This window comes from Taibaiella sp. KBW10 (assembly GCF_003852495.1).
In the GTDB taxonomy this organism is placed as follows: Bacteria; Bacteroidota; Bacteroidia; order Chitinophagales; family Chitinophagaceae; genus Edaphocola.
On the sequence record NZ_QAJI01000004.1, the window covers coordinates 269,718 to 294,436 of the forward strand.

Sequence of the window (24,719 nt, forward strand, 5' to 3'; positions counted from 1 at the left end):
CGCGCCACTATCTTTTTATAAAATAAAAGCATCATGCCTTTATTTATTTAGTTGCTTCATGAATGCTTTTTTTAACATCTTTTGCCGCTTCTTTAGTTGCATTTGCCGCGTCCTTGGCACCTTCTTTTACCGCTTTAGCAGCATTGGCAGCGCCCTCTTTAGCGTCTTTGGCCAGGTCTTTTGCACCTGCCGCCGCATTTTCTGCAGCTTGGGCGGTTCCTTTAGCCACATCATTCGCTACTTCCTTGGTGGCATCCCAGGCATTACTGATGGCTGCTCCGGTTTTATCCAGAAAAGCACCCGTTTTCGTTACGGTATACCCTTCTTGTAATACAACCTCTTTTCCTTCTTTTTTTACTGTTCCGGATTTGGTCACAATCATCCCATTTTCCAGTGTTCTGTCTGCTTCCAATGGTTTCCAGGCACCGTTTTGGTATACGACAATGGTGCCGTCTTTTTTCATCAGATCACCATCAACCGTAGTATAGGTTGTCGTTGTCGTCGTTACCGAAGCATCGACAGGATCGGTAGCTGTGGTTGTGGTCGTTGTGCTTTTACAAGCGATAAAACTGGTGCTTACCGCAAGGGCTAAGATTATTTTTTTCATTATTGATTAATTTTTTTGGTTCGTTTTTTATGCGTTTACTATTAATCGGCTTTAGTCAAAAAAGTAACCTGCATAAATGAACCAGCTGCAAATTTTGTTTTTTCTTTAACGGCCTAATCCTCTTCAGAATAGAACTCAATCAGAGAAGCTACATAAGGATCTTCCCAGCCTTCTGCAATATCTTCATAAGCCTCGTCCGGAATATTGGTATGCCTGATCTCTAAAGAAGTACCTTTCTTGTCTTCATGCAATTTTATTGTGGCAATGGAAGGCGTTTCCTGTTCCCCGAAATACCATTCCTGTACAATTTTAGAAGAAGGAACCAACTCCAGAAATTTACCGACAATCGCACCATCCCACATGGAAAATTCACCATTTACTTCCGTTTGCATCTCGGTTTCGGCACCGGTCCACAAAGCAACAGTTGCTTCCTGGGTTAAGGCACGGTATACTTCTTCCGGGCTGGCCGGGATTACTGCATATAGTTTATAATCTTTCATAAATTGCTTTTGCCGCAAAGGTAATGACTTCTGCAGTACCTGCCGATGACAATATCTTTCGGAGGGCTAAATATAAAGATAAGGTCACAGGCCAATATATTAGTACCGGATGATGATGAATAAATAGACCTTACCCTATAAAAAGGATAAGGGATAAAGTTATTCCGGCAAAAGAAGTGTGCCTGGTTTTTCTTACAGAAAATATTTGCTACTTGGGTATGCTCAATGCCGGAGTTATTGTAAAAAAAACAGAGCACATCCTTAGATGCGCTCTGTTTTTTTATTCAATCAATTATTAGAATCTACCAGGGTAGTGTTTCATTTGCTTTCTTTTCTCTTTCTTTCGTGAGTCGGGCACTGATCACAATACCGGCTTCATAAAGCATTACCAAAGGAATGGCCACCAGGAAGATACTGAACCAATCGGGTGGGGTAATGATTGCCGCCAAAACCATAATGATTACAATGGCATACCTTCTGTTATCCCGCATCATTTTAGGCGTTAAAATGCCTATTTTAGCCAGGATGTACACCAGGATCGGCAATTCAAAAACAATACCCATACCAAACACCAGGTCGCTCATCGTATCGTAATAGTTTGATATGGTAATAATATTATCAAACTGCGGACTGAGTTTATAGGTCGCAAAGAAATTAATCGTAAAAGGGGCAATAATAAAATAGGAAAAAGCCACACCGATCAAAAACAAGGCGCTGGCCCAAAACACGATACCACGTGTATGTTTTAGCTCTTTATCGGTCAATGCCGGTCTGGTAAATCTCCAGAACTCCCAGAACACATAAGGAAAAGCCACAATAAAGCCAATCATGAAACTGGCAGAAAAGCTCATCATGAACTGCCCGCTCAATTCCGTGTTTTGGAATTGCACTGTGACCGGATCCATGCATAAAGCATCTATATGGAGCAGCCTGCCTAAACCGCAGAACCATTTATAGGCAATGAAATCTTTATTTGCAGGGCCTAAGATAATCTTGTCGAAAATAAATTCGATATTGAAAAAGGCTACAATACCCGCAATAATAATAACGACAAGCGATCGTACGATATGCCATCTTAAAGCCTCGATATGATCCATGAAAATCATTTCTCCATTTGGGTTTCCATGGGCTCTTTTGGCCAAAAATTTATCTAAAATACTCAAAGAATGATTTATTTACAGGTATTACAAACTGATCTTCTCGGCTCTTCTTTCATGTCTGCCACCTTCGAAATCGGTGGATAAGAAAATGTCGACCATTTTCTGAGCAGTTTCATAGCTTACGAAACGCTCGGGCATACACAATACATTAGCATTGTTATGTTGTCTGGACAAGGCTGCCAGTTCTTCATTCCAGCATAAAGCTGCTCTGATGCCCTGGTGCTTATTGGCGGTCATACAAACGCCGTTACCACTCCCACAGATCAGGATACCTGCTGTGGCTGCATCAGATTCGACCATTTCCGCTACCGGATGGGCATAATCGGGATAATCTGTGCTTTCTTCGGAGAACGTACCTTTATCTTCCACCGTCCAGCCATTATCCATAAGATAAGCTTTGATTTTTTCTTTATAAGTATATCCGGCATGGTCGCAACCGATAGCAACAGGTAATGCCTTGTCAAACGTGTGTTTCATAAGAACCGCAAAATTAGCAATTTATATTATACAGAGTCCATAAAAAAGGTGCAAACTATTGTTTACACCTGAAATATTCGTTAAAATTTATTTTTTGAGGTACATCGCTTCTTTCACGAGGTTGACCGTGCGGCCTACATCCGGAAGATAAGACGCTACGAGGTTTGGAGCATAGTGCATATTGGTATCTGCAGAGCAAATACGTAATACCGGTGCATCCAGATAATCAAAGGCATCTTTCTGTACTCTGTACGCGATTTCAGAAGAAATAGAAGCAAAAGGCCATTGCTCTTCTACAATCACACAACGATTGGTTTTCTTTACAGAATTTAAAATCGTTTCATGATCTAAAGGACGGATCGTACGTAAGTCGATAACTTCAGCACTGATCCCTTCTTTTGCCAACTCTTCAGCAGCTCCTAAAGCCACTTTCATCATTTTATTATAAGAGATAATGGTTACATCCGTACCTTCTCTGGCGATTCTTGCTTTTCCGATAGGAATTAAATACTCTTCGGTAGGTACTTCACCCAAGTCACCATACATCACTTCAGATTCCATAAAAACAACCGGATCATCATCTCTGATGGCTGATTTTAATAAACCTTTCGCGTCATATGGATTAGAAACGGAGATTACTTTAATACCCGGGATATTGGCAAACCAGCTTTCAAAAGCCTGAGAGTGTTGTGCCCCCAACTGACCGGCAGAAGCATTGGGTCCTCTGAATACGATTGGGTTACCAAAGTGTCCGCCACTCATAGACAGCATTTTAGCAGAGTGGTTCAAAATCTGATCCAAAGCCAGTACGGCAAAGTTCCAGGTCATAAACTCTACTACCGGGCGTAAGCCGTTGGCAGCAGCACCCACCGCAATCGCTGTGAAACCTAATTCCGCGATTGGGGTATCTATAATTCTTTTAGGGCCAAACTCATCTAACATACCCTGGCTTACTTTGTAAGCACCGTTATACAGGGCTACTTCCTCACCCATTAAAAATACACGTTCATCTCTGCGCATTTCTTCCTGCAATGCCTCACGTAAGGCCTGACGAAAAGCTATTTCTGCCATAAATATTCTAAACTTATCTGGTAAATAATATTTTAAATTAAATTGCGGTAAAGATACAGCACATTTTTGAATGTTGCACAATTATTCAGGAAAGCAGATCAATATTTGTTTGAAAATCTTTTTGAATTTAAAGAATTGATTCGTAAATTTGCAACTCATTTCATTTTGTTAAACGCAAATAATTTCAATTATTATGGCAGTAAAAATTCGCCTGCAACGCCATGGGTCTAAAAAGCGCCCATTTTACTTTATCGTGGCTGCTAACAGCACGTCACCTCGTGATGGTAAGTTCATCGAGAAATTAGGAACTTACAATCCATTGACTGTACCAGCTACTATCCGCATCAACCGTGAAAGTGCTTTGGAATGGTTAAACAAAGGTGCTCAACCTACGAATACCGTACGTCGTATCCTTTCCTTCAAAGGAGTGTTATACATGAAACACTTAATGCGCGGGGTTGCTTTAGGTTTGTTCGATGAACAAGCAGCTAAAGAGAAATTCGAAAAATGGAATGGTGAGCATGAAGTTTTGGTTGCTAACCGTGAGGAAGCACACCGTAAACACAAACAAGACAAACGCCATACAACGACTCAAGAGTCTGTACGTCGCGTAGAAGAAAAAGAAGCCGTAAAAGCAGCAACCAGAGCCGCTCAAATCGCTGAAGCTGAAGCTGACGAAACTACTCCAGAAGTAGAAGCGCCTGCTGCTACAGAAGGAGAAGCTCCTGCTGAAGAAGCATAATTTTGCTCTTTTAATAGGGTACTGAAAAAAGGAAATAACAACCGTTATTTCCTTTTTTTATGTGTAATTTTACCGCTTTATGAATGACTATATTCAAATTGGGAAAATCACCAATACACATGGATTGGAAGGCCGGTTGTCGCTGATGCATAACCTGGGCAAAAACAAAGAACTCAAGCAATTGAAACATATCTTTATCGAATTGAAAAGGGAAAGTTATATTCCTTTCTTTATCAATAAAATAACAGTAGATAATGATAAAGAACTGTTTCTGATACTGGATGAAGTAGATAGTGTAGAAGCCGCAAAAGCACTTGCAGGCAAGGAAGTGTATCTAAGTACCGAACAATATGAAAAAATGAAACCCAAAGACCAGGAGGTAAACTTCGTGGGCTTTGAGGTTTGGGATGAAGCCTTTGGCCTCATTGGTAAGGTCTCTGCTATCTTTGAAACACCGGGACAGTTGCTGGCGACAGTAATGCATCAGGAAAAAGAAGTGATCGTCCCTTTGAACGAACAAACCATCAAATCGATACAAATCCAAACCAAAACCCTGAAACTGCAACTTCCGGAAGGACTCATTGAGGTATACCTGGAAGATTAAACTGAAATACAAATATAAAAAACTGCTTTAAATTATAGTATGCCTAAAGAAGCTGCAAAAAAAGAGATTAAACCTACAAAGAGTACCCATACTGCAGCACCACCGACCGACCCGGCTGTAATTGCACAGCGTAAGAAAAATATCCGTTTGGGTATCGGTTTTTTTGTAACCCTGGTGGGTTGTTTATGGACGCTTTCTATTATCAGTTATTGCTTTAACTGGCGTCACGATCAGAATAACCTGATCTCCAATATGTCTCTTTGGGATTTTTTGTTTCAGGATAAATCGCCTGTGCACAATTGGGGGGGGCGTTTAGGTGCAGCCATGTCACATTTGCTGGTATTCAGAAGTGTCGGAATCATGTCGCTGATATTTACTTTGTGGATTATTGCCAAAGGCGTTAATATTCTTTATGGCACAAAATATATCAATACCTCTAAGTGGATCAGATGGATGGCGCTGGCCTTTCTATTTGTGAGCCCTTTGCTATCCTTTTTGTTTTTAGACCAACCTTTTCCTTTTGGCGGCGCTTTGGGCAATGGGGTCGTACAATGGACAGAAGGTTTTGCCGGGAAGATGGGGACGATCTTTGTATTGATCACGGTCTTCCTGATCTTTGCCTTTATCGTTTTTAATTTTGACATTAAGCCCTGGCTGCGTAAAGCCAAAAGCCTGGCGAAAGATACCGTATCCGATCCCAAAAAGGATACGGACATGCTGATGGATGATGGACATCAGGAGGCAGCCGAAAAGGAAGCGGATGCTGAATATAAGTTTACTACCGTTTATCCTGATGAAACCGACCTGCCGCAATTAGAGCAGGAAAATCGACTATTGAGTGAAGAGGGTATGCCCAATAAGATTGCAAATCCGGAACCCGAAGCCGATCTTGGCCTCACCTTAGTGGAGATTAACGAAGAGAAAACCCCTGAACTGGAGCTGAATATACCCGATCATATGATTATTGCCCCGGTATCGAAGGCACCGGATACGGTATCGATTCCGACAAATGGTGCTTTGGCTATGGAGTTGCCGGCAGAAGAGGACCTTTTTGAACCGGAAATTTATGCGGAAACTACTTTAGAAGAAGATACAGAAGATACTGCTTTTGAGAGCTTTGAGTCAGAAGAAATCGAAGATGATTTCGTGGTAAATAAACCGGTAAGCGAAGAAAAAATTGTTCCGGCTAATGGTGGGCATGTCAGTATTGAAAGTGGCGAGCCTTATGATCCCTCTTTAGATCTACCTAATTATAAATATCCTACGCTTGACTTATTAGAGTTGTTCTCTCAGGGAGATATTGCCTTTGACCGGGAAGAACTGGAGCGCAATAAAAACCAGATCATTGCTACGCTGAGAAGCTTTGGAATTGAAATACAGAAAATTTCAGCCACCGTCGGACCTACAGTTACCTTATATGAGATTATTCCGGCAGAAGGGGTACGTATCTCCAAAATCCGTAACCTGGAAGATGATATTGCCCTAAGCCTTGCCGCCCTGGGTATTCGTATGATTGCCCCGATTCCGGGTAAAGGAACCATCGGTATCGAGGTACCTAATGCGAATAAGCAAATGGTTTCGATGCGTGCTTTATTGGAAAGTGAGAAGTTTGTCAACAATAAAATGAGCCTTCCGATCGCTTTGGGAAAAAAGATCGATAATGAAAACTACATCGTGGATCTGGCAACCATGCCCCACTTATTGATGGCAGGGGCTACGGGACAAGGTAAATCGGTAGGGATTAATGCGATTCTGGTTTCCTTGTTATATAAGAAACACCCATCACAACTCAAATTTGTGATGGTGGATCCTAAGAAAGTAGAATTGTCTATTTACCGTTTGATTGAGAAACATTTTCTGGCCAAACTCCCGAATGAGGAGGAAGCCATCCTTACCGATACAAAGAAAGTGATCAATACTTTGAATGCTTTATGTATCGAAATGGACAACCGTTATGAACTCTTAAAGGATGCCGGTACCCGGAATATTAAAGAATATAATGAGAAGTTTATCAAGCGTCGTTTAAATCCGAATGACGGGCATAAATTCCTGCCTTTTATTGTATTAGTGATTGATGAGTTTGCCGATTTGATTATGACTGCAGGTAAAGAAGTGGAAATGCCGATTGCCCGCTTGGCGCAACTGGCCCGTGCCATTGGTATCCATATTATTGTGGCTACGCAAAGACCATCTGTAAATGTTATTACGGGTATCATTAAAGCTAACTTCCCGGCACGTATTGCCTTTAGGGTTTCTTCTAAGATTGATAGCCGTACCATTCTTGATACAGGTGGGGCCGATCAGCTCATCGGCCGTGGCGATATGCTGATCTCTCATGGTAGCGAACTCATTCGTCTACAATGTGCTTTTGTGGACACACCTGAAGTAGAACGTATTGTGGAATTCATTGGTAATCAGAGAGGTTATCCTTCTGCATTTGAACTACCTGAATATGAAGGTGCCGAAAATGAGGGTATGGAAGAGAAAAATATTGACCTATCCAAAAGAGATAAAATGTTTGAAGAATGTGCCCATATGGTTGTGCATTCACAAAGTGGCTCCACCTCCATGTTACAGCGTAAATTCAACCTGGGTTATAACCGTGCAGGTCGTATTATGGATCAGCTGGAAGCGGCAGGTATCGTTGGATCAACTCAAGGTAGTAAACCAAGGGATGTATTGGTGAAGACCGAATATGAGTTGCAGGAAGTATTACAATCCTTTTTATAAATAGATACTTAAGCAATGAGGTAAAAAGATATCCGATTGGGTATCTTTTTATGCCTTTATTTGCCAATGATTTACGATAGGATAGATAAGGGCAAGCTTATGATCTATGAGGCTGATAAAAAGAGGATAACCATTAGGGATGCAAAACAACAGACAGAATCGGTTTTTCTACTCAGTGATATCCGGCATGTTTTTCATATAATGACAACACCCATGGCGGAAAAGAGGAGGTATTACTTTCCTTGGGATAGCTATAATTACTCAGAAATTTATTTAAATAATGGGGAGCGTTATACGATCACAAGTCTGATGGTCCATAGACTGGAATTACCGGTAGGGTCGCGATACCAGGTAGTTACTGCCTTTTATCCCTATCCTGAAATTTAAAGATAAGGGTTAGCAATAAATCCTACTCTGCAGGCATTTGGTCCTTTTCTACGGGAATAGTACCTCTTTGATTGAATATCCGGATCCAGGAGAAATCCTTATTGGCTTCCAATCCGGTACCATAGGTAACGGAAGTACCCCGGATGATCTGTACCTGTTTTTGGGTGTAGAACTTTTGTAGTTCGTTATTCCAGACCATTTGTTCGGTAAGCAATTTTTCCCCTTTATTATTGATTACGAAAACGCTATCCTGTACCAGGATATTATTGTTGGCAGTATAAAAACGAGCGGTTTTTGCGGTCAGTGTGCTTTCTATGTTAAGGCTGTCATCATAAAACTCCACTTTCAAACCCTTATTCATATCCAGGTAGGGTGGTTTCGCCTCTTCGTTCTGTACAAATTCCTTAGTGCGCAAGCGTGCTTTGGTATGGCCATCCTTGCTGATGATCACGGTTACACTATCCGCACGATCAATAGTGAGCTCGTCTTTAGTTACTACTTTATTGGACTTGGAGATGGTATCGCCGGTGCAACCGGTACTGTATAAAGTGATACAGGCCATTATACAATATAATGACCTGTTGGAAAAATAGTATTTAAAATGTGCACTCATTTAGTCATATTTTGGTCTGCGGAACCAAAGGTCATTAAAACGAAGGCCTAGGGTGAACTTCACATAAAATTCCTTAGCCAAATTATTATTGATCGTTCCACGGTTGCCCATATCTAAAGATAGATTCAGTGCGCCGGACTGATCATAAGTAGGTTTGAACGGTAATTGTGCTCCTAAAGTAAGTCCGTAATAATTAATATTTGTACCGTTGATATAATAGTAATCTTTACCATAATACGCACCAAAACGATAGGTCATCGCGGCAAAATATTCCTTGCCGGTTGCCTTTACATTAGGTACGACCTCACCACCAATAGCAAGACGGTAAGCATTCTTACCTACTCCGGTTTCTGAAGCATCGTAGCGTTTAAATACCGACCAGTCTGCATAAGTAATATCCAAACCGAAATCATAGTTGTTACCCTTACCGTAGTGTATCCCAAAGCCTAATTCAGTAGGTAATACCATTTTGCCTTTACGATCATAACTGGCACTTACGGTGTCGGTAATAGCGCCCAAAGGATTATTCAAAGCAGTATCTGTACCGGCAACAAAATATTCGGTTCTGCTGCTGTTTACTTTTTGAGATAAAGTGGCGGTAGCGCCAACACTGATGTACTGGCTATTCTTCATCGTAGCTCTATACATTAGTCCTCCTTTCCAATATAGCCCACCGTAAATATCTTTACGGGAGGCATCCGTATTACGAGTGTAATTAGCATTAGAATCCACCACATTGAAATAAGAAGAATTGCGAATGTTACCAAACAGGTATCCGGCATTAACGCCAACACTAAATCCTTTGGTACCACCCGAAAGCCCAAGATAAGCAAAGTTAAGGTTTCCCTCTCCGTTATAAGTACGGGCTGCCTGGCCTAAACCCGGAACCATAATACTATCGGCAGCATTGTAATATACTTTAGAAATCGGCGTGTACCCGATATTCATACCCAGGTTTCCTTTTTTAATAGGGAAAGCCAGGTTAAACTGGCTGATGGTAAAAGTACCTGATTTGGTTACATCTTCTCCAATACGCGCACTGTTTGATTGCATATCTATTGCAAATTCCAGCGTTGTCCTGTTTAGATAAGTATAGCTCGCGGGGTTATAAGCATTGATCGTATAATCTTTTGCATAGCCGTTGGCTGTACCGCCCATTCCGCGAAGCCCTGCACTCCTGTTATCTGCCATATTACCAATCCCAAATCTGGAATAGGGAGAATTGATTCTGCCCGATTTTGGTTCATTAGTATTAACCGTAGCCTGAGACCAGGAAGTGGTTGCCGAAAGGGATAAGAAAAGAAAAAATGCCAGGTGCTTATTATTGCGCATTATAGTTTAAAATTAAGTTTAACCCCTTAAAAAGAAGTTTTGAGTCTGCAAATATCTGATTTTTTATTCTGTTTTCAAAAAAGGAAAGGTTACCTCCGGTCAGGATCACAGCAAGGTTTTCGTAGGTGGCCGCATACTCCTCAATGAAATAATTGATTTCTCCTACAATACCATTGATCACACCACTTTTAATACTGCTTTCCGTGTCATATCCCAACAGCTGAATATAACCCATATCCTCTATTAACGGTAATTTATCCGTTTGCGTATTTAAAGCCTCAAATCTTAGGCGCATACCCGGAGAAATAGCACCACCACGGAAGAATTTATTATACGTAATGAAGTTATAAGTAATGGCTGTACCTAAGCTGATTACCAGACAGTTTCTATCGGCATAGTGGTGTTGGCCTGCGACGGCAAGCGCCACACGATCCATGCCCAGCGTGGACGGACTGGCATAAGCATTTACAATAGGTAAAGGCGTATTGCCATTCAGTACGATAACACGACTACATTTTTCGGACAGTTTTTGATGGATGGATTCCGGATGATTGATTACTGAAGAAAGAATAGCATTTTGAGGGTGATAAGTGTTCAGTATATCCTCTATAGCCTGTTCGGCTTCTGCAGCCGAAAAACTAAAGCGTTCTACTAATTGATCATTTTCGAATAAAGCGGCTTTACACGTACTGTTCCCAAAGTCTAAACAAAGATTCATGTGCTATTTTTTATGCAAAATAATTATTTTATCCTTAACAACACTTAATTAACAGGACAAGGGTTAAATTCGCATCTTTTACTATACCAATTACTTGCAGTTCGCCGAAATCATATTGCCCTTACATTTATCAAGAACACTCACTTATGGGGTGCCCCTTGATATGCAGTCCTCTATCCAGGTAGGGGTTAGGGTTGAGGTGAATATGGGCAGAAATAAATTGTATGCCGGTATTGTAGCAGAGTTGCATGATCGGGCACCGGAACAATATAATGTAAAACCTATCCGGAGCATTATTGATGAAAACCCTATCATCACCAAAACGCAATTACAGTTATGGTATTGGGTTTCCTCGTATTACATAGCCACTTTAGGTGATGTAATGCAGGCTGCACTGCCCGCACATTTGAAGCTTATGAGTGAAAGCCTGCTCGTGTGGACTAATGCTTATGACGATGTGCCGCAGGGATTAAGCGACGATGGTTTTATTATAGCAGAAGCCTTGCTGATCAGGAAACAACTGACCATATCTGAAGTGCATCAGTTGGTACAGGGCAAGCATCATGCAAAGGCCATTAATGAAGTGCTGGAAACCGGAGCAGCAGTCGTTTCGGAGATGCTGGAAGAACGGTATAAAGAAAAAAAAGAGAAATATGTTTTTCTTCATACAAACTTTGAAGAGGAAGAAGCGCTCAAAGCTTTATTTGACCGGTTAGAAAAACAACCTAAGCAATTGGCTATTCTGATGAGCTTTTTGCACTTGCGCAAATCCCTGAAAGGTATCCCGCAGACGGAGTTGTGCAAGAAAACCAATGCCACTGCTGATCAAATTAAAAGAATGGCGGCAAAAGATATTTTCTATATTGAGGAAATAGCGACCGATCGTTTGATCGATATAGCCAATACCCAAGTCAGTGAAGTTTCTCTTAGTGCTGCGCAGCAAAAAGCATATGAGGCCGTGTATACTTCCTGGGAGAATCATACGACAACATTATTACAAGGGGTGACCGGAAGTGGTAAAACGCTTTTGTATATCCGAATGATTAAAGAAGCGATTGCCAAAGGGCAGCAAGTATTGTTCCTACTACCGGAAATCGCCCTGACCACTCAGATTCTGTCCCGTTTACGCGCTTATTTTGGAGAAGAACTAGGTGTGTACCATTCAAAATACAGTAATAATGAACGGATCGAAATATGGAAGAAAGTAGCGACTTCAAAATATAAAGTTGTTATCGGCCCGCGTTCTGCTTTATGGTTACCTTTTCAAGATTTGGGACTGATCATTGTAGACGAGGAGCATGACGGATCCTATAAGCAGCAGGAACCGAGCCCCAAATTTCATGCAAGGGATGCGGCGATTTACCTCGCACAGCTGCATCAGGCAAAAGTATTGCTGGGTACTGCAACACCTTCGATAGAATCGGCTTACAATGTACAAAAAGGGAAATTCGGTTTTGTCCTGCTCAATGAGCGCTTTATGGGGGTTTCCTTACCAGAGATCGAGACCGTGAACGCCAAGAATGTGCAGGCTGCTTTGTCGCCTATACTGACCTTAGATTTATTGTCTGCCATGCAGGATGCGATTAAAGCAGGAAAACAGGTTATCCTTTTTCAGAATAAAAGAGGCTATGCGCCTTTCCTGATGTGTGGCTCCTGTGGGTTTGTACCTCAATGTAAATATTGTGATGTGTCGCTGACCTATCATAAGGCTACGGACAAATTGCATTGTCATTATTGCGGAACCAAATCAGCGCCGATCAAACATTGTCCGCAGTGCGGCAATGCACAGATTAGTGCCCGGACTTTTGGTACCGAAAAAATAGAAGAAGATATTCAACGTATATTCCCGCATTATAAGGTCGCACGGATGGATTGGGATAGTATGCGTACCAAAGGCAGGCAGATACAATTGATTGATGATTTTGCTGCAGGTAAGGTCGATATTCTGGTAGGGACACAAATGGTGGTCAAAGGCCTGGATTTTGAGAACGTAGCGCTGGTGGGTATCTTAAGCGCAGATAGCTTATTAAGTTATCCCGATTTTCGGGTGAATGAACGGGCTTTCCAGCTGATGGAGCAGGTGAGTGGCCGTGCCGGTAGAATGGATGGAAAGGGTAAAGTATTGATCCAGACACTTAAACCGATGCATCCTATTATCAATTACATCAAACAGCATGATTTTAAAAGCTTCTATATTTTCGAAATCAGCAACCGTCAGCAATTTGGTTATCCTCCTTTTGTGCGCTTGATCAAAATGATCTTTAAACATAAAGATGCCCAAAAAGCAGGGCAGGGGGCTATCTTATTTGCCAATGCTTTAAAAGAATCACTTCCCGACATCTTTTTACAAGGACCGGCAGAAGCCATTGTGCCGCGCGTTCGGAATATGTATCTCCACGAACTACTAATCAAAATGCCTTTAGACGGTCCTTATATACAACAGGTAAAAGGATTGATCCAATCCTTAATACAAACCATACCGCAAAACCGGGGCTTCTCTGCCCTGCAGATTTTTGCGGATGTCGACCCGAATTAGAATTATAGTGGTAATTAAATTTAAGGCTTATCCCACTACTATGGGGCAAGATTTACAATAGTTGTGCCATGATAATGAAAGTTGACCCCGCCGAGTGTTGCCGTTCCAGCTGTATTATTATATTGATAAGCGGCAGCTAGTATGGTACATTGTTGGTTGCCTGCTACAACAAGTATGTCATGATCAACATAAAACATTGGATCAACAGTTACCTCAACATCTGGAGCCTGTATAAAATATAATCTTGCAGTGCTTGATCCGACTCTTTCCATAATAAAATTGTAAGAGATGGATGCATCAAAAGGAGCGGGTCCTAAGAAGATTCTTTCTATACATGCACCAAAACAACTTACACAATTGCAGCCTTTATGGGTGATTTTAGAAAACCCTCCGTAGCGATGTAAAGAAATAGCCTGTAATTGGTCGTAGGCACCAGCATAGCTTGGGAAGTAGATATTACTGGCAGCCTGAGTGCTTAAGCCCTTTGTATTGCCCGGTATTTTCTCATCTTTCTGACAACTTATCCATACAACAGAAGCGATTAAAAGAAAGATCATAACGGAGGCAAATGAAATAAATGTCTTTTTCATAATGTTCATTTTAAACGGTTTGGAAATAATTTTATGTTTGACGAAAATAAATATTATTTTTCATTATTAGGAAATAATATTAAAATATTTATTAAAAATAAATGTCCTTTAAGACTATATGAATTTTGCCTGAGTAATTATGTTTCATGACTATCCGCATATAGACAAGCATTTTTTCGGTCCTTTTATCTGGCAACAAAAGCACTGAAAATACCTGTTTTGATCAAGGTGATTATTGTGCACCACAACTTTTATTACGTTGTGTGCCTTTATTTTTTGGCGGTACCTTTTGCATCAAGGTAAAAGGGACGGCATAGCTATAAATGGAGACCAAAAGAATAAAGAAAGTCTTTGTTTCCTAAAAGAGGATAGTCGATTTATGTATTATCATTCCCATAAACCAAAAGTCCTTCCGAGTATACCGGAAGGACTTTAAATATAATAGTTGTTTAAAAGCATTAAGAAGACAGGATCTTCACCATATCCAACAGATCATCATCAATGCTCTGGTGTTTTTTGACCACCTCATCTAAAGGAGAAAGTTTTACTTCATTATTAATGATGCCTGCCATGAGCTGAGACTTACCTTCTTTTAAGGCTAATACGGCATGATAGCCTAATCGGCTGGCCTGTACACGATCATAATAACTTGGAGAACCTCCACGTTGCATATGGCCTAAAACAGAATGCCTGATCTCCATCTCCGGAAATTTATTTTGTAACACATGCGTCAGTGCTTCTGCGCCAAAATCATCGCCTTCGGCCACAACAATAATGTGCACATTTTTCTTACGTTTCTGATCATAATCGATCATATTCAATACACGCTCCACATTCGTAATGCGCTCGGGTACCAATACTGATTCGGCACCGGTAGCAATCCCACTATTCAGGGCTATATACCCGGCATCACGCCCCATCACCTCAATAATGAATAGGCGATCATGTGCCGCAGCCGTATCCCTTATTTTGTCAATTGCTTCTACCGCTGTATTTACAGCCGTATCAAATCCAATGGTATAATCGGTTCCGGAAATATCTTTATCAATCGTGCCCGGAATACCGATAATGGGCACCTGGTGTTCTGCATATAATTTGCAGGCACCTTTAAAACTACCGTCCCCGCCGATGATCACCAGGCCATCAATATTATGTTTCTTAAGCTGTTCCGCGGCTAAAGCCCTACCTTCCACAGTCATGAATTCTTTACTGCGTGCGGTTTTGAGCATAGTGCCTCCAAGCTGAATGATATTCGCAACATCACGGGAACGCATTGGGAAAATATCGTCTTCGATAAGTCCTTTATAGCCGTAACGGATCCCATACACCTCTATATTGTGATAGATAGCGGTACGCACAACCGCACGTACAGCGGCATTCATACCTGGGGCATCTCCACCGGAAGTTAATACTGCAATTCTCTTCATATCAAATTATTTAGTACCGGTATGTCCAAAGCCACCTGTTCCGCGATCGCTTTCTTCCAGACTATCGGTCAGTTCCCAGATAATGTGTTCATGTTTGGCAATCACCATTTGTGCTACTCTTTCGCCATGTTCTATTGTTTGTGTTTCGTTAGAAAGATTCACAATCGGTACTTTAATCTCTCCGCGGTAATCACTGTCGATCGTACCCGGGGTGTTAATCACCGTAATCCCTTTTTTAATGGCCATACCACTTCTTGGACGCACCTGTGCTTCATAACCCAAAGGTAGTTCCATAAACAGTCCTGTAGGAATAAGCGTGCGCTCTAATGGTTTTAATTCAACGGGCGATTCCAAATTGGCTGCCAGATCCATTCCCGCAGAACCTTTTGTTTGGTATTGTGGTAAGGGATTGCCCGATTGATTAATGATTTTAACTTGCATGGATGTATTCGTTTTATTTGTTTTATGAAAATAATAAATCTAAAGTGGCTTCGTGCATAATGCCATTCGTTGCCAGGCTTTCTTTATCCCAGATTGTATAGGGCTGATTTGAAAAATTGCTTACCCTGCCGCCGGCTTCTTCTACAATCAGATAGCCTGCAGCAATATCCCATGCCTGCAAATTGTATTCCCAGAAAGCGTCAAAGCGGCCACAGGCTACCCAACAAAGGTCTAAGGCCGCAGAGCCCAGTCGCCGTACCGGCAATCCTTTAGCTACTACTTTGGTGAAAATTTCCAGGGGATGTATTTTGGTATCGGGAAAATGATAAGGAAAACCAGTCACTAAAAAAGCTTGTTCAATATTACTTTTGGTAGACACTCGTATTGGCTTTTCGTTCAGCGATGCGCCTTTCCCTTTTTCTGCAAAAAACAGTTCGTCCATCATTGGATTATAGACTGCGCCCATAATTACCTCTTCCTTATGGGTTAGGGCAATGCTGATACAGCATAAAGGTACATGATGTGCAAAGTTCACCGTTCCATCAATAGGATCTATGATCCATTTATACGCCGCATCCTCATTTTCATTACCAAACTCTTCACCTACGAATCCATGTTCGGGATAGTGTGCCTTGATGGTGTTTACAATCAGTTCTTCCGAGGCCTTATCGATAGTGGTCACCAGATTATTGATTCCATCCTTATGACTCACTTCAAAGTCTTGGTAGAATCCTTCTTTAACCAGTACACCGGCCGCTTTTATGGTCTGTAATAAAACTTCTTTCATGATAGCACTGCTTTTTATAGCCGCACAAAGATAACCCCGATCTGCAAATTCAAAAACTAAAATATGTGCCTAAAATGATAATATTTAAGTCATAATAGGCCATTGTATTTTAAATATATAATTCATACATTTGTGAATAAGTGTTATAGAATGTATTTTTTTAAAGTTTACCAATTGAGTAAAGAGGATGCGGAAAATCTTACAGAGTACGCAAAACATTAAAAACAATTAGTTCTTATGAAAACAAGTAAACACACAAACCAAAACGTCTTTTTAAAGACCAGAACATTGAATCTTGCGGCTGCAGGATTTGTAACCTTATTAGCATTGAGCAATACGGTACAGGCACAGAACTCGTCCTATAATGCCAATACCGTACCTATTGGTGGCGGGCAAAACAGCGCGTTCGGGCAATTAGCAATGCCTTCTACAAGTGGTACTGCAAATTCAGCGATTGGTTATCGCGCACTTAATGCGACAACATCAGGTGGCTATAATACCGCTGCAGGGGGCTATGCACTTGCTTTTAACGTTACCGGTAATTATAATTCGGGTTTTGGTTATCAGGCGCTGTACAACAATACAACAGATAATAATACGGCTGTAGGATTCAGATCGATGTACATAAATTCTACCGGTGCAAGCAATGTAGCCACCGGTTATGCTGCACTGTACACTAATTCTACGGGAAGTAATAATGTAGCGAATGGCTTTCAGGCCCTTTATGGTAATACAACAGGTGTTAATAACTCGGCTACGGGCTACAATGCACTTTATGCCAATACATACGGACGGGACAATGTCGCAAATGGGTTCAATTCCCTTACCGCCAATACCAGCGGTTCTTACAATGCTGCCGGGGGCTCTTATTCCATGTCCAGAAATGTGACCGGCTTTTATAATGCAGCATTCGGATACCAGGCGCTGTCTAATAGTTTATCTGATAACAATACGGCTATAGGATTCCGGTCACTGTATCTTAACGGGACGGGTGCCAATAATACGGCAAGTGGTTTTGCGGCACTGTATAATAATGGTGCAGGAAGCGATAATACCGGCGTCGGTTATCTGGCAGATGTATCGACCAGTACCTTGTCGAACGCAACCGTTATTGGTAGCGGAGCGGTCGTTAATGCCAGCAATAAAGTAAGGATCGGAAATGGAGCCGTAACGGTAATAGAAGGTGAGGTGCCTTTTTCATCTGTTTCGGATGGCCGTTTTAAAACCAATGTAAAAGAAGAAGATGTAAAAGGCCTGGATTTTATTAAAAAACTAAGACCCGTGGTGTATAATTTGGATACTAGAAAACTAACAGAGTTCCGGATTAAGGATATGCCGGAAAGCGAGCGTGAAAAATACCTGAAACAGGATTTTACCGCTGCTACTAATGTACGCCAAAGCGGATTTATCGCCCAGGAAGTAGAAAAAGCAGCTAAAGAGGTTAATTATAACTTTAATGGCGTGCATGCTCCGGCAAATGATAATGATAATTACAGCCTTGCCTACGCTGAGTTTGTCGTGCCTTTGGTAAAAGCAGTACAGGAACAACAACAAATAATCGAAAAATTGCAACAACAGATCAGTGATCTTCAGGAAACTCAGGGATTAACTACTGCCATAGCCCAAAATTCGGTGATGGGTGCCTCAATGGAACAAAATGTACCGAATCCTTTTTCTCAAGAGACGGTCGTTAAATTTAATTTGCCTACACAAATCGTTACGGCATATATGACCGTATATGATTTACAAGGGAAACAAATTAAAACCTTACCGATTAGTGAGCGTGGCGCAGCTTCTATTACCATCAAGGCTGATCAGCTGAAAGCAGGAATGTATATTTATGCGATCATCGCTGATGGCAAATTAGTCAGTTCAAAACGTATGGTGATTGCGGATAGATAAGCAACTTCTTTTGACGAGATATAAAAAAAGGTCGCTCTAGTTGGAGCGACCTTTTTATCTGTGTCAGGTATGATCATTAAGCCAAACCTTAGCTAATATTATTTATCTTTTCATTTTCCATTTACTGTTCGCTGTTGCCTGACTTTGAACCGGAACGGTTTTCTTGCCTTGCTCCCATAATAATCCGGCCAAGGCAGCGGCTACATTGCGTTCCTCCTCATCGGCGGCCATCAGGTATTCGGGTTTGTAATATTTATTGATAAAGTTCGTATCAAACTTACCTTCTACGAAAGCCGGCTGGCGTACCGCCCATTTTCCAAAAGCCAAAGTTGTTTTGATCCCTTTAATTTTATATTCATCTACCGCTCTGCATAAACGGTCTATGGCCTCATTGCGGTCTTTACCCCAAACCACCAGTTTGGCGATCATCGGATCATAAAAGATCGGAATATCCATACCTTGCTCATAACCGTCGTCTACGCGCACACCATTACCCTGAGGACGAATGTATATTTCCAGTTTACCGGTATCCGGTACAAAATTATCCAAAGGATCTTCGGCACATACCCTTAATTCCAGTGCATGGCCATTTATTTTAAGGTCTTCCTGTGCAAAAGATAGTTTTTCTCCGCGGGCTACACGAATCTGCTCTTTTACCAGGTCTACACCGGTAATGTATTCCGTTACACAGTGTTCTACCTGCAAACGGGTATTCATTTCCAGGAAATAGAAATTCAGGTCATCATCTACTAAAAACTCCACCGTACCTGCACCATGATATTTACAGGCTTTAGCTACATTCACCGCACATTCCCCCATCGTTTGACGGACATCGGGTGTCAGGCAGGAAGAAGGTGCTTCTTCAATCAGCTTCTGGTGTCTTCTTTGAATGGAACATTCTCTTTCAAAAAGGTATACATAATTACCATGCTGGTCGCCTAATATCTGGATCTCGATATGTTTCGGAGAACCTACATATTTTTCTATAAATACATCATCGTTGCTAAAGGCACTTAAAGCCTCGCTTTGCGCCATGTGCATCTGCTCTTCCAGTTCAGAAGCTTCATTGACCACACGCATACCTTTACCACCACCACCGGCACTGGCTTTGATCAGGATAGGGTAGCCCACACGCTCGGCAATTTCATGCGCCTCTGCAGCACTAGTCAGGGGTTTATCCGTGCCCGGTACCATCGGTACATCAAAAGTTTGTGCCGCTTGTTTGGCCGCAATCTTGCTGCCCATCATATTAATGGAATAAGCACTTGGCCCGATAAAGGTTAGCCCGGCATCGGACACCGCTTGAGAAAAAGAAGCGTTTTCACTTAAAAAGCCATAACCCGGATGAATGGCATCTGCACCCAGCTGTTTGGCTACTTCAATTATTTTATCTGCTCTTAAATAAGATTGCGCGGAGGGGGCAGGCCCGATACATACTGCTTCGTCTGCATATTGTACGAAAGGCATCGTTCGGTCTGCTTCTGAATACACGGCTACCGTTTTAATACCCATTTCTTTTGCAGAGCGCATCACACGCAAGGCAATTTCGCCACGATTGGCTACTAATATTTTTTGCATATCAATAATTGAATCTTTTTTTGGAGTTCAAAAGTAGCTAAAAACTCCTTTGATCAAAATAAAATGTGCCGATAATTTTACCGGCACATTTATATAACGTAATTAATTTGCTTAGCAATACTGCTCGTATGCTTGCTGAAGATTTGCAGCAATCATAGCTGCAGAGCGGCCTTCGATCATATGACGCTCGATCATATGCACCAATTGACCATCTTTTAATAAAGCGATCGCGGGAGAAGAAGGAGGGTAAGGCAATAAGAATTTACGGGCTTCCTGTACACCTTCTACATCAAAACCGGCAAAAGAAGTCACCAATTGATCGGGTTTCTTACCTTCACCATTCAGAGACTGGATGACACCAGGGCGTGCCGTACCGGCAGAACAACCACATACTGAGTTGATTACCAATAGGGTAGTGCCGCTTTTTTGCATAGCGTCCTGAACTTGATTTGTATTTACTATTTCCTGAAATCCGTTTTGTGTTAACTCTTGTTTCATCGGATTCACTAAATCTGCTGGATACATATAATGATACTGTTTTTAGAATTAAATGTAAGCAAAGGTAAATCTAATATTTTCATTACGCAATAAATTCAATTTACATACCTATTTACAAAGATTATTAGTCCTATTTTTGCCCTATCTTTAACAAACCCTCATGCAAGACGCACTTCAAGTATATACCCCTGAAATTATCCAAACTTATTTAGCTCCCAGAGCAGGAGAACAAAAACTCGGCAATACGATTCAGTGCGCTGCGCGGGCATCCTGGCAAGCGTCCTTAGAAGATAGCACCGCCAAATATGTTTTAGTGGGTATTCCGGAAGATATCGGCATAAGGGCCAATGGTGGTGTAGGTGGGGCAGAAAGCAGTTGGGTGCCTTTCTTAAAAGCATTTCTGAACATTCAGGACAACGAATTTCTCTCGGGAAGTGACCTCTTTTTATTAGGCCATGTTGATTTAAGCTCCTTATTGAAAAAATACCAGCATGAAACCGCGCCAGAACCGCTCAGGCAGGCCACCACAGAAATCGATGCTTTGGTTTATCCTATTATTCAGACCATAGTTTCCTGTGGTAAAATACCCATTATTATCGGTGGCGGGCATAACAATGCCTATCCTATATTAAAAGGAAGCTCTTTGGCAAAGAAAGCAGCGATAAATGCCATAAATATGGATGCACATGCCGATTTCAGGGAGCTGGAGGGCAGGCATAGCGGCAATGGTTTTCATTACGCCTATCAGGAGCAATATTTGAAACAATATGCCGCCTTTGGTTTACATGAAGGATATAATAATGCCACCATCTGGCAACATTTCCAGACCAATAAAGACCTTTTCTATACCTCTTTTGAGCAGATGTATCTTCGGTCGGAACTTAGTTTTGAAGCGGCCCTGGCACAAAACCTGAGCCATGTACAAAAAGATTATTATGGTGTGGAATTAGACCTGGACTGTATTGCCGATACCCTCAGTAGTGCGGTGTCGCCCCTGGGCTTTAGCCGTACTGAGGCCTTGCGCTATCTTTATCTTGCAGGCCAGCACACACATGTGGCCTATGTACACCTTACCGAAGGCGTATTTACCCGTGCCGATGGCATGCAATACCCCTTAACCGGCAAGCTGCTTAGTTATCTGGTACAAGCCTTTGTCAAAGGCAACAAGGATATAAAACCGCAGTAAACCGAGGCTTTTATTTAGTTTAATAGATTCATTATCTTTGCCCTTTCAGGCTTTTAGTTTAATATATGTTAGATAATCTTACACCCTATTGGAGTTATGCAGTAGAAGGTTTCAATACTACGGATATCGTAGGAGAGGAGCTTATAATATGGAAGAACGGTTGTTGTGTGTTTTTATATAATGATACCGACGTGTTGGAAGCTTATGTATATACCACAACGCAAAATTGGGACGAAGCATTTTTTGAAAAAATATTCCTGCATGAGGCCATGGGGCCACATAACCAAAAGATCAAAAAGATCTGGGTGGCTGATGAGCGCTCGCTGATCATACCCGATAAATTATTTTTGGGGGAAGAGTCCCGTTTGTGGTTAAAAAGACTACACCATATTGGTCCCGACGATGATATTTTTGACAATAAAATACCCGAAATCAATACCCATGTGGTCTACGCTTACGACAGTAAGATTGCCCAGTTAATGAAGCGGTATTTTAATCATCTGCAGGTAATGTCCTTATCACGTTTTTCGCTGAGTACAATTGCAGACCTGCATCATGAGGGGAGTGTGGCTAATCTTATTTTGCTGCAAAATGAAGCCCTGTTGAGTGTGACCAATTCCGGAAAGTTGCTGGCGCACCAAACATTCGAGTTTGAAACGGTAGAAAACGTGGTATATAAAATCGCGCTGATTGCCGAAAAAAATGATTTTGATCCCTTATTGATACAATTTAAGGTTTCCGGGATTATTGAAAACGTGGAAGAATTTGCTTTAGATCTTAAGGCCTATTTTAAGAATGTTCATATCATTACAGGAGACAAAGGACCTATATTACAACTTATAAAACAGATTATACAATGCGCATAATTGGGGGTAAATTCGGAGGTAGAAAATTTCATCCTCCGGCAAAATTGCCAAATACAAGACCCACTACGGATATTGCCAAAGAAGGATTGTTCAATACATTACAGAATTTAATTGATTTTGAAGGCATCAAAACGCTGGATTTATTCGGTGGTACGGGTAGCATTAGCTACGAACTGGCTTCCCGTGGAGCAGCAGAGCTGACCATTATAGAACGGGACAAAGTGCCGGCAGCCTTTATTAAAAAAACAGCACAGGAGTTGAATATCGAGCATTTTAACCTGTTTCAGGGAGATGTCTTTAAATTTCTTTCTCAATGCACAGAGCAATACGGCTTTATTTTTGCCGGGCCGCCCTATGCCTTACAGGAAATAGATGACCTGCCCCGTATGGTGATTGAGCGTAACCTGATCGCTGACGAAGGTATTTTTGTACTGGAGCATACGCCCCGGAATAACTATGAAGATCATCCCAACCTCTTGCGTGTAAAGAATTACGGAACCACACTGTTCTCGTTCTTTACGGCAAAGCCTAATGTATAAAAATTTAATAAGCATATGACCGAAATTTCCCCAAAAGATTCCTTGTATCAAGACCTGATAGAAGACTGGCATGAACAAAAAGCCATCATCAAAGAGCAAATGACTTTGATCGATCCTATGGCCACTTCTTTACGCAAATCGACGGCGCAGCGCTTTCTGAATGCTTCTATGAATGTCCTGATGGAAATACTGATGTATTTATTGAGTCTGGGCAGCATCATATACTTATTTTTCATGAATAACCTGGGCCCCTTTTTTGTTATGGGTAAGGTAGCCGGCAATCCGGAGATTGTTCCGGCAAAAATTTCCAGTACGGAAATGGAACAATTTGACTATACCGTAAAAGGAATGTTCGTTTTGTTGGCCATATTGTTTTTTATCATTGGCCGTATGCTCGCCAATATCAGGAAGAAAAACAGTACTTTAAGTCTTGCCGGAAAAAATATGAAAACCATAGCGGGACAACACCTGAAGCGCAAAAGCAAAATAGAATCGCTGGAACAAAAACATGTGATGACGCTACCGGAAACCGATATTAATATCGATTCTATCGGACCTATTGAATACAATAACAATACAGAAGATACTTTACTTTAAATATACTTAAGTATGACCTTTGAACAAATACAAGAAACAGCAGATTATATAAAATCTAAAGTGGCCGCACTGCCCAGTTATGGTGTGATATTGGGTAGCGGTTTAGGTGGCCTTACCGAAGCGGTAAATATCCAGTCTGAACTGAGTTACAACACCATTCCCAACTTTCCGCAATCGACGGTAGAAGGGCATGCGGGCAAACTGATCTTCGGAACTATAGGTGATAAGCAGGTGGTGATGATGGCCGGCCGTTTTCATTATTACGAAGGATACAATATGCAGGAAGTGACCTTTCCGGTAAGGGTGATGAAAGCCCTGGGCGTAGAAACCCTTTTTGTAAGTAATGCTGCCGGTGGCATGAACCGCGATTTCAAAATCGGCGATATCATGTTCATTAAAGACCATATCAATCTATTTCCCGAACATCCGCTCAGAGGAAAAAATGATACCCGTTTAGGAACCCGTTTTCCGGACATGAGTGAACCGTACAGCTATGAGATGATTGCTAAAGCCAAAGTACTTGCGGCTGAGGCGGGAATTGAGGTAAAAGAAGGGGTGTACATAGGTTTGCAAGGACCTACTTTTGAAACCAGGGCAGAGTATAAATGGCTGGATGTAATCGGTGGCGATGCTGTAGGTATGAGTACTGTACCCGAAGTTATTGTGGCGATTCACGGAGGCATGAAAGTCTTTGCAGCCAGTATCATTACTGACCTTGGCATCAGAGAAGAATTAAATACCATCACCCATGAAGAAGTGTTGGAGGCGGCTAATATCGCGGCACCAAAACTGGCTAAAATTGTTAGTGAACTGATTAAATCTTTATAAAAT

At 41.5% G+C, this 24,719-nt stretch carries 24 protein-coding genes; 10 read left to right on the forward strand and 14 right to left on the reverse strand.

Annotated features, from left to right (window positions below):
• Nucleotides 1-43 precede the first annotated feature (43 nt).
• From DBR32_RS08890 to DBR32_RS08910, 5 genes are all read right to left on the reverse strand, one after another.
• Entirely contained in the window at nt 44-607 is a 564-nt protein-coding gene (locus DBR32_RS08890) for a DUF6799 domain-containing protein (RefSeq protein WP_124635960.1), read from the reverse strand.
• Between the two features lie 113 nt (nt 608-720).
• A complete protein-coding gene (locus tag DBR32_RS08895) occupies nt 721-1,107 on the reverse strand; it encodes an SRPBCC domain-containing protein (protein WP_124635961.1) in 387 nt (128 codons plus the stop codon).
• 302 nt (nt 1,108-1,409) lie between these two features.
• Nucleotides 1,410-2,270: a twin-arginine translocase subunit TatC gene (gene tatC, locus DBR32_RS08900; RefSeq protein WP_233559700.1), complete on the reverse strand. Its 861-nt coding sequence runs from the start codon at nt 2,268-2,270 to the stop codon at nt 1,410-1,412.
• Nucleotides 2,271-2,291: 21 nt separating this feature from the next.
• Nucleotides 2,292-2,744, reverse strand: coding sequence for a ribose 5-phosphate isomerase B (gene rpiB / locus DBR32_RS08905; protein ID WP_124635962.1), 453 nt, complete (start codon nt 2,742-2,744; stop codon nt 2,292-2,294).
• Between the two features lie 87 nt (nt 2,745-2,831).
• The gene (locus DBR32_RS08910) at nt 2,832-3,815 is read right to left on the reverse strand and encodes a pyruvate dehydrogenase complex E1 component subunit beta (RefSeq protein ID WP_124635963.1); all 984 of its coding nucleotides are present in this window, start codon (nt 3,813-3,815) and stop codon (nt 2,832-2,834) included.
• 193 nt (nt 3,816-4,008) lie between these two features.
• Between DBR32_RS08910 and rpsP the strand changes: the two genes are divergently transcribed.
• The 3 genes from rpsP to DBR32_RS08925 all read left to right on the forward strand — a co-directional run bounded on the left by rpsP (nt 4,009) and on the right by DBR32_RS08925 (nt 7,891).
• Nucleotides 4,009-4,557, forward strand: a complete 549-nt coding sequence (rpsP, locus tag DBR32_RS15800) for a 30S ribosomal protein S16 (RefSeq protein WP_124635964.1) — start codon at nt 4,009-4,011, stop codon at nt 4,555-4,557.
• Between the two features lie 79 nt (nt 4,558-4,636).
• A complete protein-coding gene (gene rimM / locus DBR32_RS08920; protein WP_124635965.1) occupies nt 4,637-5,161 on the forward strand; it encodes a ribosome maturation factor RimM in 525 nt (174 codons plus the stop codon).
• 39 nt (nt 5,162-5,200) lie between these two features.
• On the forward strand, nt 5,201-7,891 hold the full coding sequence (locus DBR32_RS08925) for a DNA translocase FtsK (RefSeq protein WP_124635966.1): 2,691 nt from the start codon (nt 5,201-5,203) through the stop codon (nt 7,889-7,891).
• A 409-nt stretch (nt 7,892-8,300) separates the two neighbouring features.
• Here DBR32_RS08925 and lptC read toward each other — a convergent pair whose 3' ends face one another.
• The 3 genes from lptC to DBR32_RS08940 are packed head-to-tail and all read right to left on the reverse strand — an operon-like array spanning nt 8,301 to nt 10,941.
• Nucleotides 8,301-8,840: an LPS export ABC transporter periplasmic protein LptC gene (lptC, locus tag DBR32_RS08930; protein WP_158605946.1), complete on the reverse strand. Its 540-nt coding sequence runs from the start codon at nt 8,838-8,840 to the stop codon at nt 8,301-8,303.
• Nucleotides 8,841-8,891: 51 nt separating this feature from the next.
• The gene (locus DBR32_RS08935; protein ID WP_124635968.1) at nt 8,892-10,223 is read right to left on the reverse strand and encodes a hypothetical protein; all 1,332 of its coding nucleotides are present in this window, start codon (nt 10,221-10,223) and stop codon (nt 8,892-8,894) included.
• Entirely contained in the window at nt 10,213-10,941 is a 729-nt protein-coding gene (locus tag DBR32_RS08940; RefSeq protein WP_124635969.1) for a type III pantothenate kinase, read from the reverse strand. The genes DBR32_RS08935 and DBR32_RS08940 overlap by 11 nt, the downstream gene beginning before the upstream one ends.
• Nucleotides 10,942-11,035: 94 nt before the next feature.
• On the opposite strand from DBR32_RS08940, the gene priA reads away from it, so the two are divergent.
• Nucleotides 11,036-13,477 (forward strand): primosomal protein N', encoded by a 2,442-nt coding sequence (gene priA, locus DBR32_RS08945; RefSeq protein ID WP_124635970.1) that lies wholly within the window; start codon nt 11,036-11,038, stop codon nt 13,475-13,477.
• Nucleotides 13,478-13,515: 38 nt separating this feature from the next.
• Here the strand turns inward: priA and DBR32_RS08950 are convergent, their stop codons facing one another.
• The 4 genes from DBR32_RS08950 to DBR32_RS08965 all read right to left on the reverse strand — a co-directional run bounded on the left by DBR32_RS08950 (nt 13,516) and on the right by DBR32_RS08965 (nt 16,722).
• Nucleotides 13,516-14,067, reverse strand: coding sequence for a hypothetical protein (locus tag DBR32_RS08950; protein ID WP_124635971.1), 552 nt, complete (start codon nt 14,065-14,067; stop codon nt 13,516-13,518).
• A 458-nt stretch (nt 14,068-14,525) separates the two neighbouring features.
• On the reverse strand, nt 14,526-15,494 hold the full coding sequence (gene pfkA / locus DBR32_RS08955) for a 6-phosphofructokinase (RefSeq protein WP_124635972.1): 969 nt from the start codon (nt 15,492-15,494) through the stop codon (nt 14,526-14,528).
• A 6-nt stretch (nt 15,495-15,500) separates the two neighbouring features.
• Nucleotides 15,501-15,935, reverse strand: a complete 435-nt coding sequence (gene dut, locus DBR32_RS08960) for a dUTP diphosphatase (RefSeq protein ID WP_124635973.1) — start codon at nt 15,933-15,935, stop codon at nt 15,501-15,503.
• Between the two features lie 22 nt (nt 15,936-15,957).
• On the reverse strand, nt 15,958-16,722 hold the full coding sequence (locus DBR32_RS08965; protein ID WP_124635974.1) for an inositol monophosphatase family protein: 765 nt from the start codon (nt 16,720-16,722) through the stop codon (nt 15,958-15,960).
• 237 nt (nt 16,723-16,959) lie between these two features.
• On the opposite strand from DBR32_RS08965, the gene DBR32_RS08970 reads away from it, so the two are divergent.
• Nucleotides 16,960-18,624, forward strand: a complete 1,665-nt coding sequence (locus DBR32_RS08970; protein WP_124635975.1) for a tail fiber domain-containing protein — start codon at nt 16,960-16,962, stop codon at nt 18,622-18,624.
• Between the two features lie 102 nt (nt 18,625-18,726).
• Here DBR32_RS08970 and accC read toward each other — a convergent pair whose 3' ends face one another.
• Together accC and DBR32_RS08980 are read right to left on the reverse strand one after the other, a co-directional pair.
• Nucleotides 18,727-20,202, reverse strand: coding sequence for an acetyl-CoA carboxylase biotin carboxylase subunit (gene accC / locus DBR32_RS08975; protein ID WP_124635976.1), 1,476 nt, complete (start codon nt 20,200-20,202; stop codon nt 18,727-18,729).
• Between the two features lie 111 nt (nt 20,203-20,313).
• Nucleotides 20,314-20,727, reverse strand: coding sequence for a BrxA/BrxB family bacilliredoxin (locus DBR32_RS08980; protein WP_124635977.1), 414 nt, complete (start codon nt 20,725-20,727; stop codon nt 20,314-20,316).
• A gap of 133 nt (nt 20,728-20,860) precedes the next feature.
• On the opposite strand from DBR32_RS08980, the gene DBR32_RS08985 reads away from it, so the two are divergent.
• The 5 genes from DBR32_RS08985 to DBR32_RS09005 all read left to right on the forward strand — a co-directional run bounded on the left by DBR32_RS08985 (nt 20,861) and on the right by DBR32_RS09005 (nt 24,716).
• Complete coding sequence (locus DBR32_RS08985; protein WP_124635978.1) at nt 20,861-21,886, forward strand: arginase family protein; 1,026 nt, start codon at nt 20,861-20,863, stop codon at nt 21,884-21,886.
• Between the two features lie 65 nt (nt 21,887-21,951).
• Nucleotides 21,952-22,752 carry a DUF3822 family protein gene (locus DBR32_RS08990; RefSeq protein WP_124635979.1) on the forward strand — a complete coding sequence of 267 codons (801 nt, stop codon included), beginning with the start codon at nt 21,952-21,954 and terminating at the stop codon, nt 22,750-22,752.
• Complete coding sequence (locus DBR32_RS08995) at nt 22,743-23,291, forward strand: RsmD family RNA methyltransferase (protein ID WP_124635980.1); 549 nt, start codon at nt 22,743-22,745, stop codon at nt 23,289-23,291. Before DBR32_RS08990 ends, DBR32_RS08995 begins: the two co-directional genes overlap by 10 nt.
• Nucleotides 23,292-23,306: 15 nt before the next feature.
• Complete coding sequence (locus tag DBR32_RS09000; protein ID WP_124635981.1) at nt 23,307-23,888, forward strand: hypothetical protein; 582 nt, start codon at nt 23,307-23,309, stop codon at nt 23,886-23,888.
• A gap of 12 nt (nt 23,889-23,900) precedes the next feature.
• Entirely contained in the window at nt 23,901-24,716 is an 816-nt protein-coding gene (locus tag DBR32_RS09005) for a purine-nucleoside phosphorylase (protein WP_124635982.1), read from the forward strand.
• The last annotated feature ends 3 nt before the right edge of the window (nt 24,717-24,719 follow it).

What these genes read in the sequence shown, in the direction of transcription:
- DBR32_RS08890 (WP_124635960.1), bottom strand. Translation starts at nt 607, where the DNA reads ATGAAAAAAATAATCTTAGCCCTTGCGGTAAGCACCAGTTTTATCGCT.
- DBR32_RS08895 (WP_124635961.1), bottom strand. Translation starts at nt 1,107, where the DNA reads ATGAAAGATTATAAACTATATGCAGTAATCCCGGCCAGCCCGGAAGAA.
- rpiB (WP_124635962.1), bottom strand. Translation starts at nt 2,744, where the DNA reads ATGAAACACACGTTTGACAAGGCATTACCTGTTGCTATCGGTTGCGAC.
- DBR32_RS08910 (WP_124635963.1), bottom strand. Translation starts at nt 3,815, where the DNA reads ATGGCAGAAATAGCTTTTCGTCAGGCCTTACGTGAGGCATTGCAGGAA.
- rpsP (WP_124635964.1), top strand. Translation starts at nt 4,009, where the DNA reads ATGGCAGTAAAAATTCGCCTGCAACGCCATGGGTCTAAAAAGCGCCCA.
- rimM (WP_124635965.1), top strand. Translation starts at nt 4,637, where the DNA reads ATGAATGACTATATTCAAATTGGGAAAATCACCAATACACATGGATTG.
- DBR32_RS08925 (WP_124635966.1), top strand. Translation starts at nt 5,201, where the DNA reads ATGCCTAAAGAAGCTGCAAAAAAAGAGATTAAACCTACAAAGAGTACC.
- lptC (WP_158605946.1), bottom strand. Translation starts at nt 8,840, where the DNA reads ATGGCCTGTATCACTTTATACAGTACCGGTTGCACCGGCGATACCATC.
- DBR32_RS08935 (WP_124635968.1), bottom strand. Translation starts at nt 10,223, where the DNA reads ATGCGCAATAATAAGCACCTGGCATTTTTTCTTTTCTTATCCCTTTCG.
- DBR32_RS08940 (WP_124635969.1), bottom strand. Translation starts at nt 10,941, where the DNA reads ATGAATCTTTGTTTAGACTTTGGGAACAGTACGTGTAAAGCCGCTTTA.
- DBR32_RS08950 (WP_124635971.1), bottom strand. Translation starts at nt 14,067, where the DNA reads ATGAAAAAGACATTTATTTCATTTGCCTCCGTTATGATCTTTCTTTTA.
- pfkA (WP_124635972.1), bottom strand. Translation starts at nt 15,494, where the DNA reads ATGAAGAGAATTGCAGTATTAACTTCCGGTGGAGATGCCCCAGGTATG.
- dut (WP_124635973.1), bottom strand. Translation starts at nt 15,935, where the DNA reads ATGCAAGTTAAAATCATTAATCAATCGGGCAATCCCTTACCACAATAC.
- DBR32_RS08965 (WP_124635974.1), bottom strand. Translation starts at nt 16,722, where the DNA reads ATGAAAGAAGTTTTATTACAGACCATAAAAGCGGCCGGTGTACTGGTT.
- DBR32_RS08970 (WP_124635975.1), top strand. Translation starts at nt 16,960, where the DNA reads ATGAAAACAAGTAAACACACAAACCAAAACGTCTTTTTAAAGACCAGA.
- accC (WP_124635976.1), bottom strand. Translation starts at nt 20,202, where the DNA reads ATGCAAAAAATATTAGTAGCCAATCGTGGCGAAATTGCCTTGCGTGTG.
- DBR32_RS08980 (WP_124635977.1), bottom strand. Translation starts at nt 20,727, where the DNA reads ATGTATCCAGCAGATTTAGTGAATCCGATGAAACAAGAGTTAACACAA.
- DBR32_RS08985 (WP_124635978.1), top strand. Translation starts at nt 20,861, where the DNA reads ATGCAAGACGCACTTCAAGTATATACCCCTGAAATTATCCAAACTTAT.
- DBR32_RS08990 (WP_124635979.1), top strand. Translation starts at nt 21,952, where the DNA reads ATGTTAGATAATCTTACACCCTATTGGAGTTATGCAGTAGAAGGTTTC.
- DBR32_RS08995 (WP_124635980.1), top strand. Translation starts at nt 22,743, where the DNA reads ATGCGCATAATTGGGGGTAAATTCGGAGGTAGAAAATTTCATCCTCCG.
- DBR32_RS09000 (WP_124635981.1), top strand. Translation starts at nt 23,307, where the DNA reads ATGACCGAAATTTCCCCAAAAGATTCCTTGTATCAAGACCTGATAGAA.
- DBR32_RS09005 (WP_124635982.1), top strand. Translation starts at nt 23,901, where the DNA reads ATGACCTTTGAACAAATACAAGAAACAGCAGATTATATAAAATCTAAA.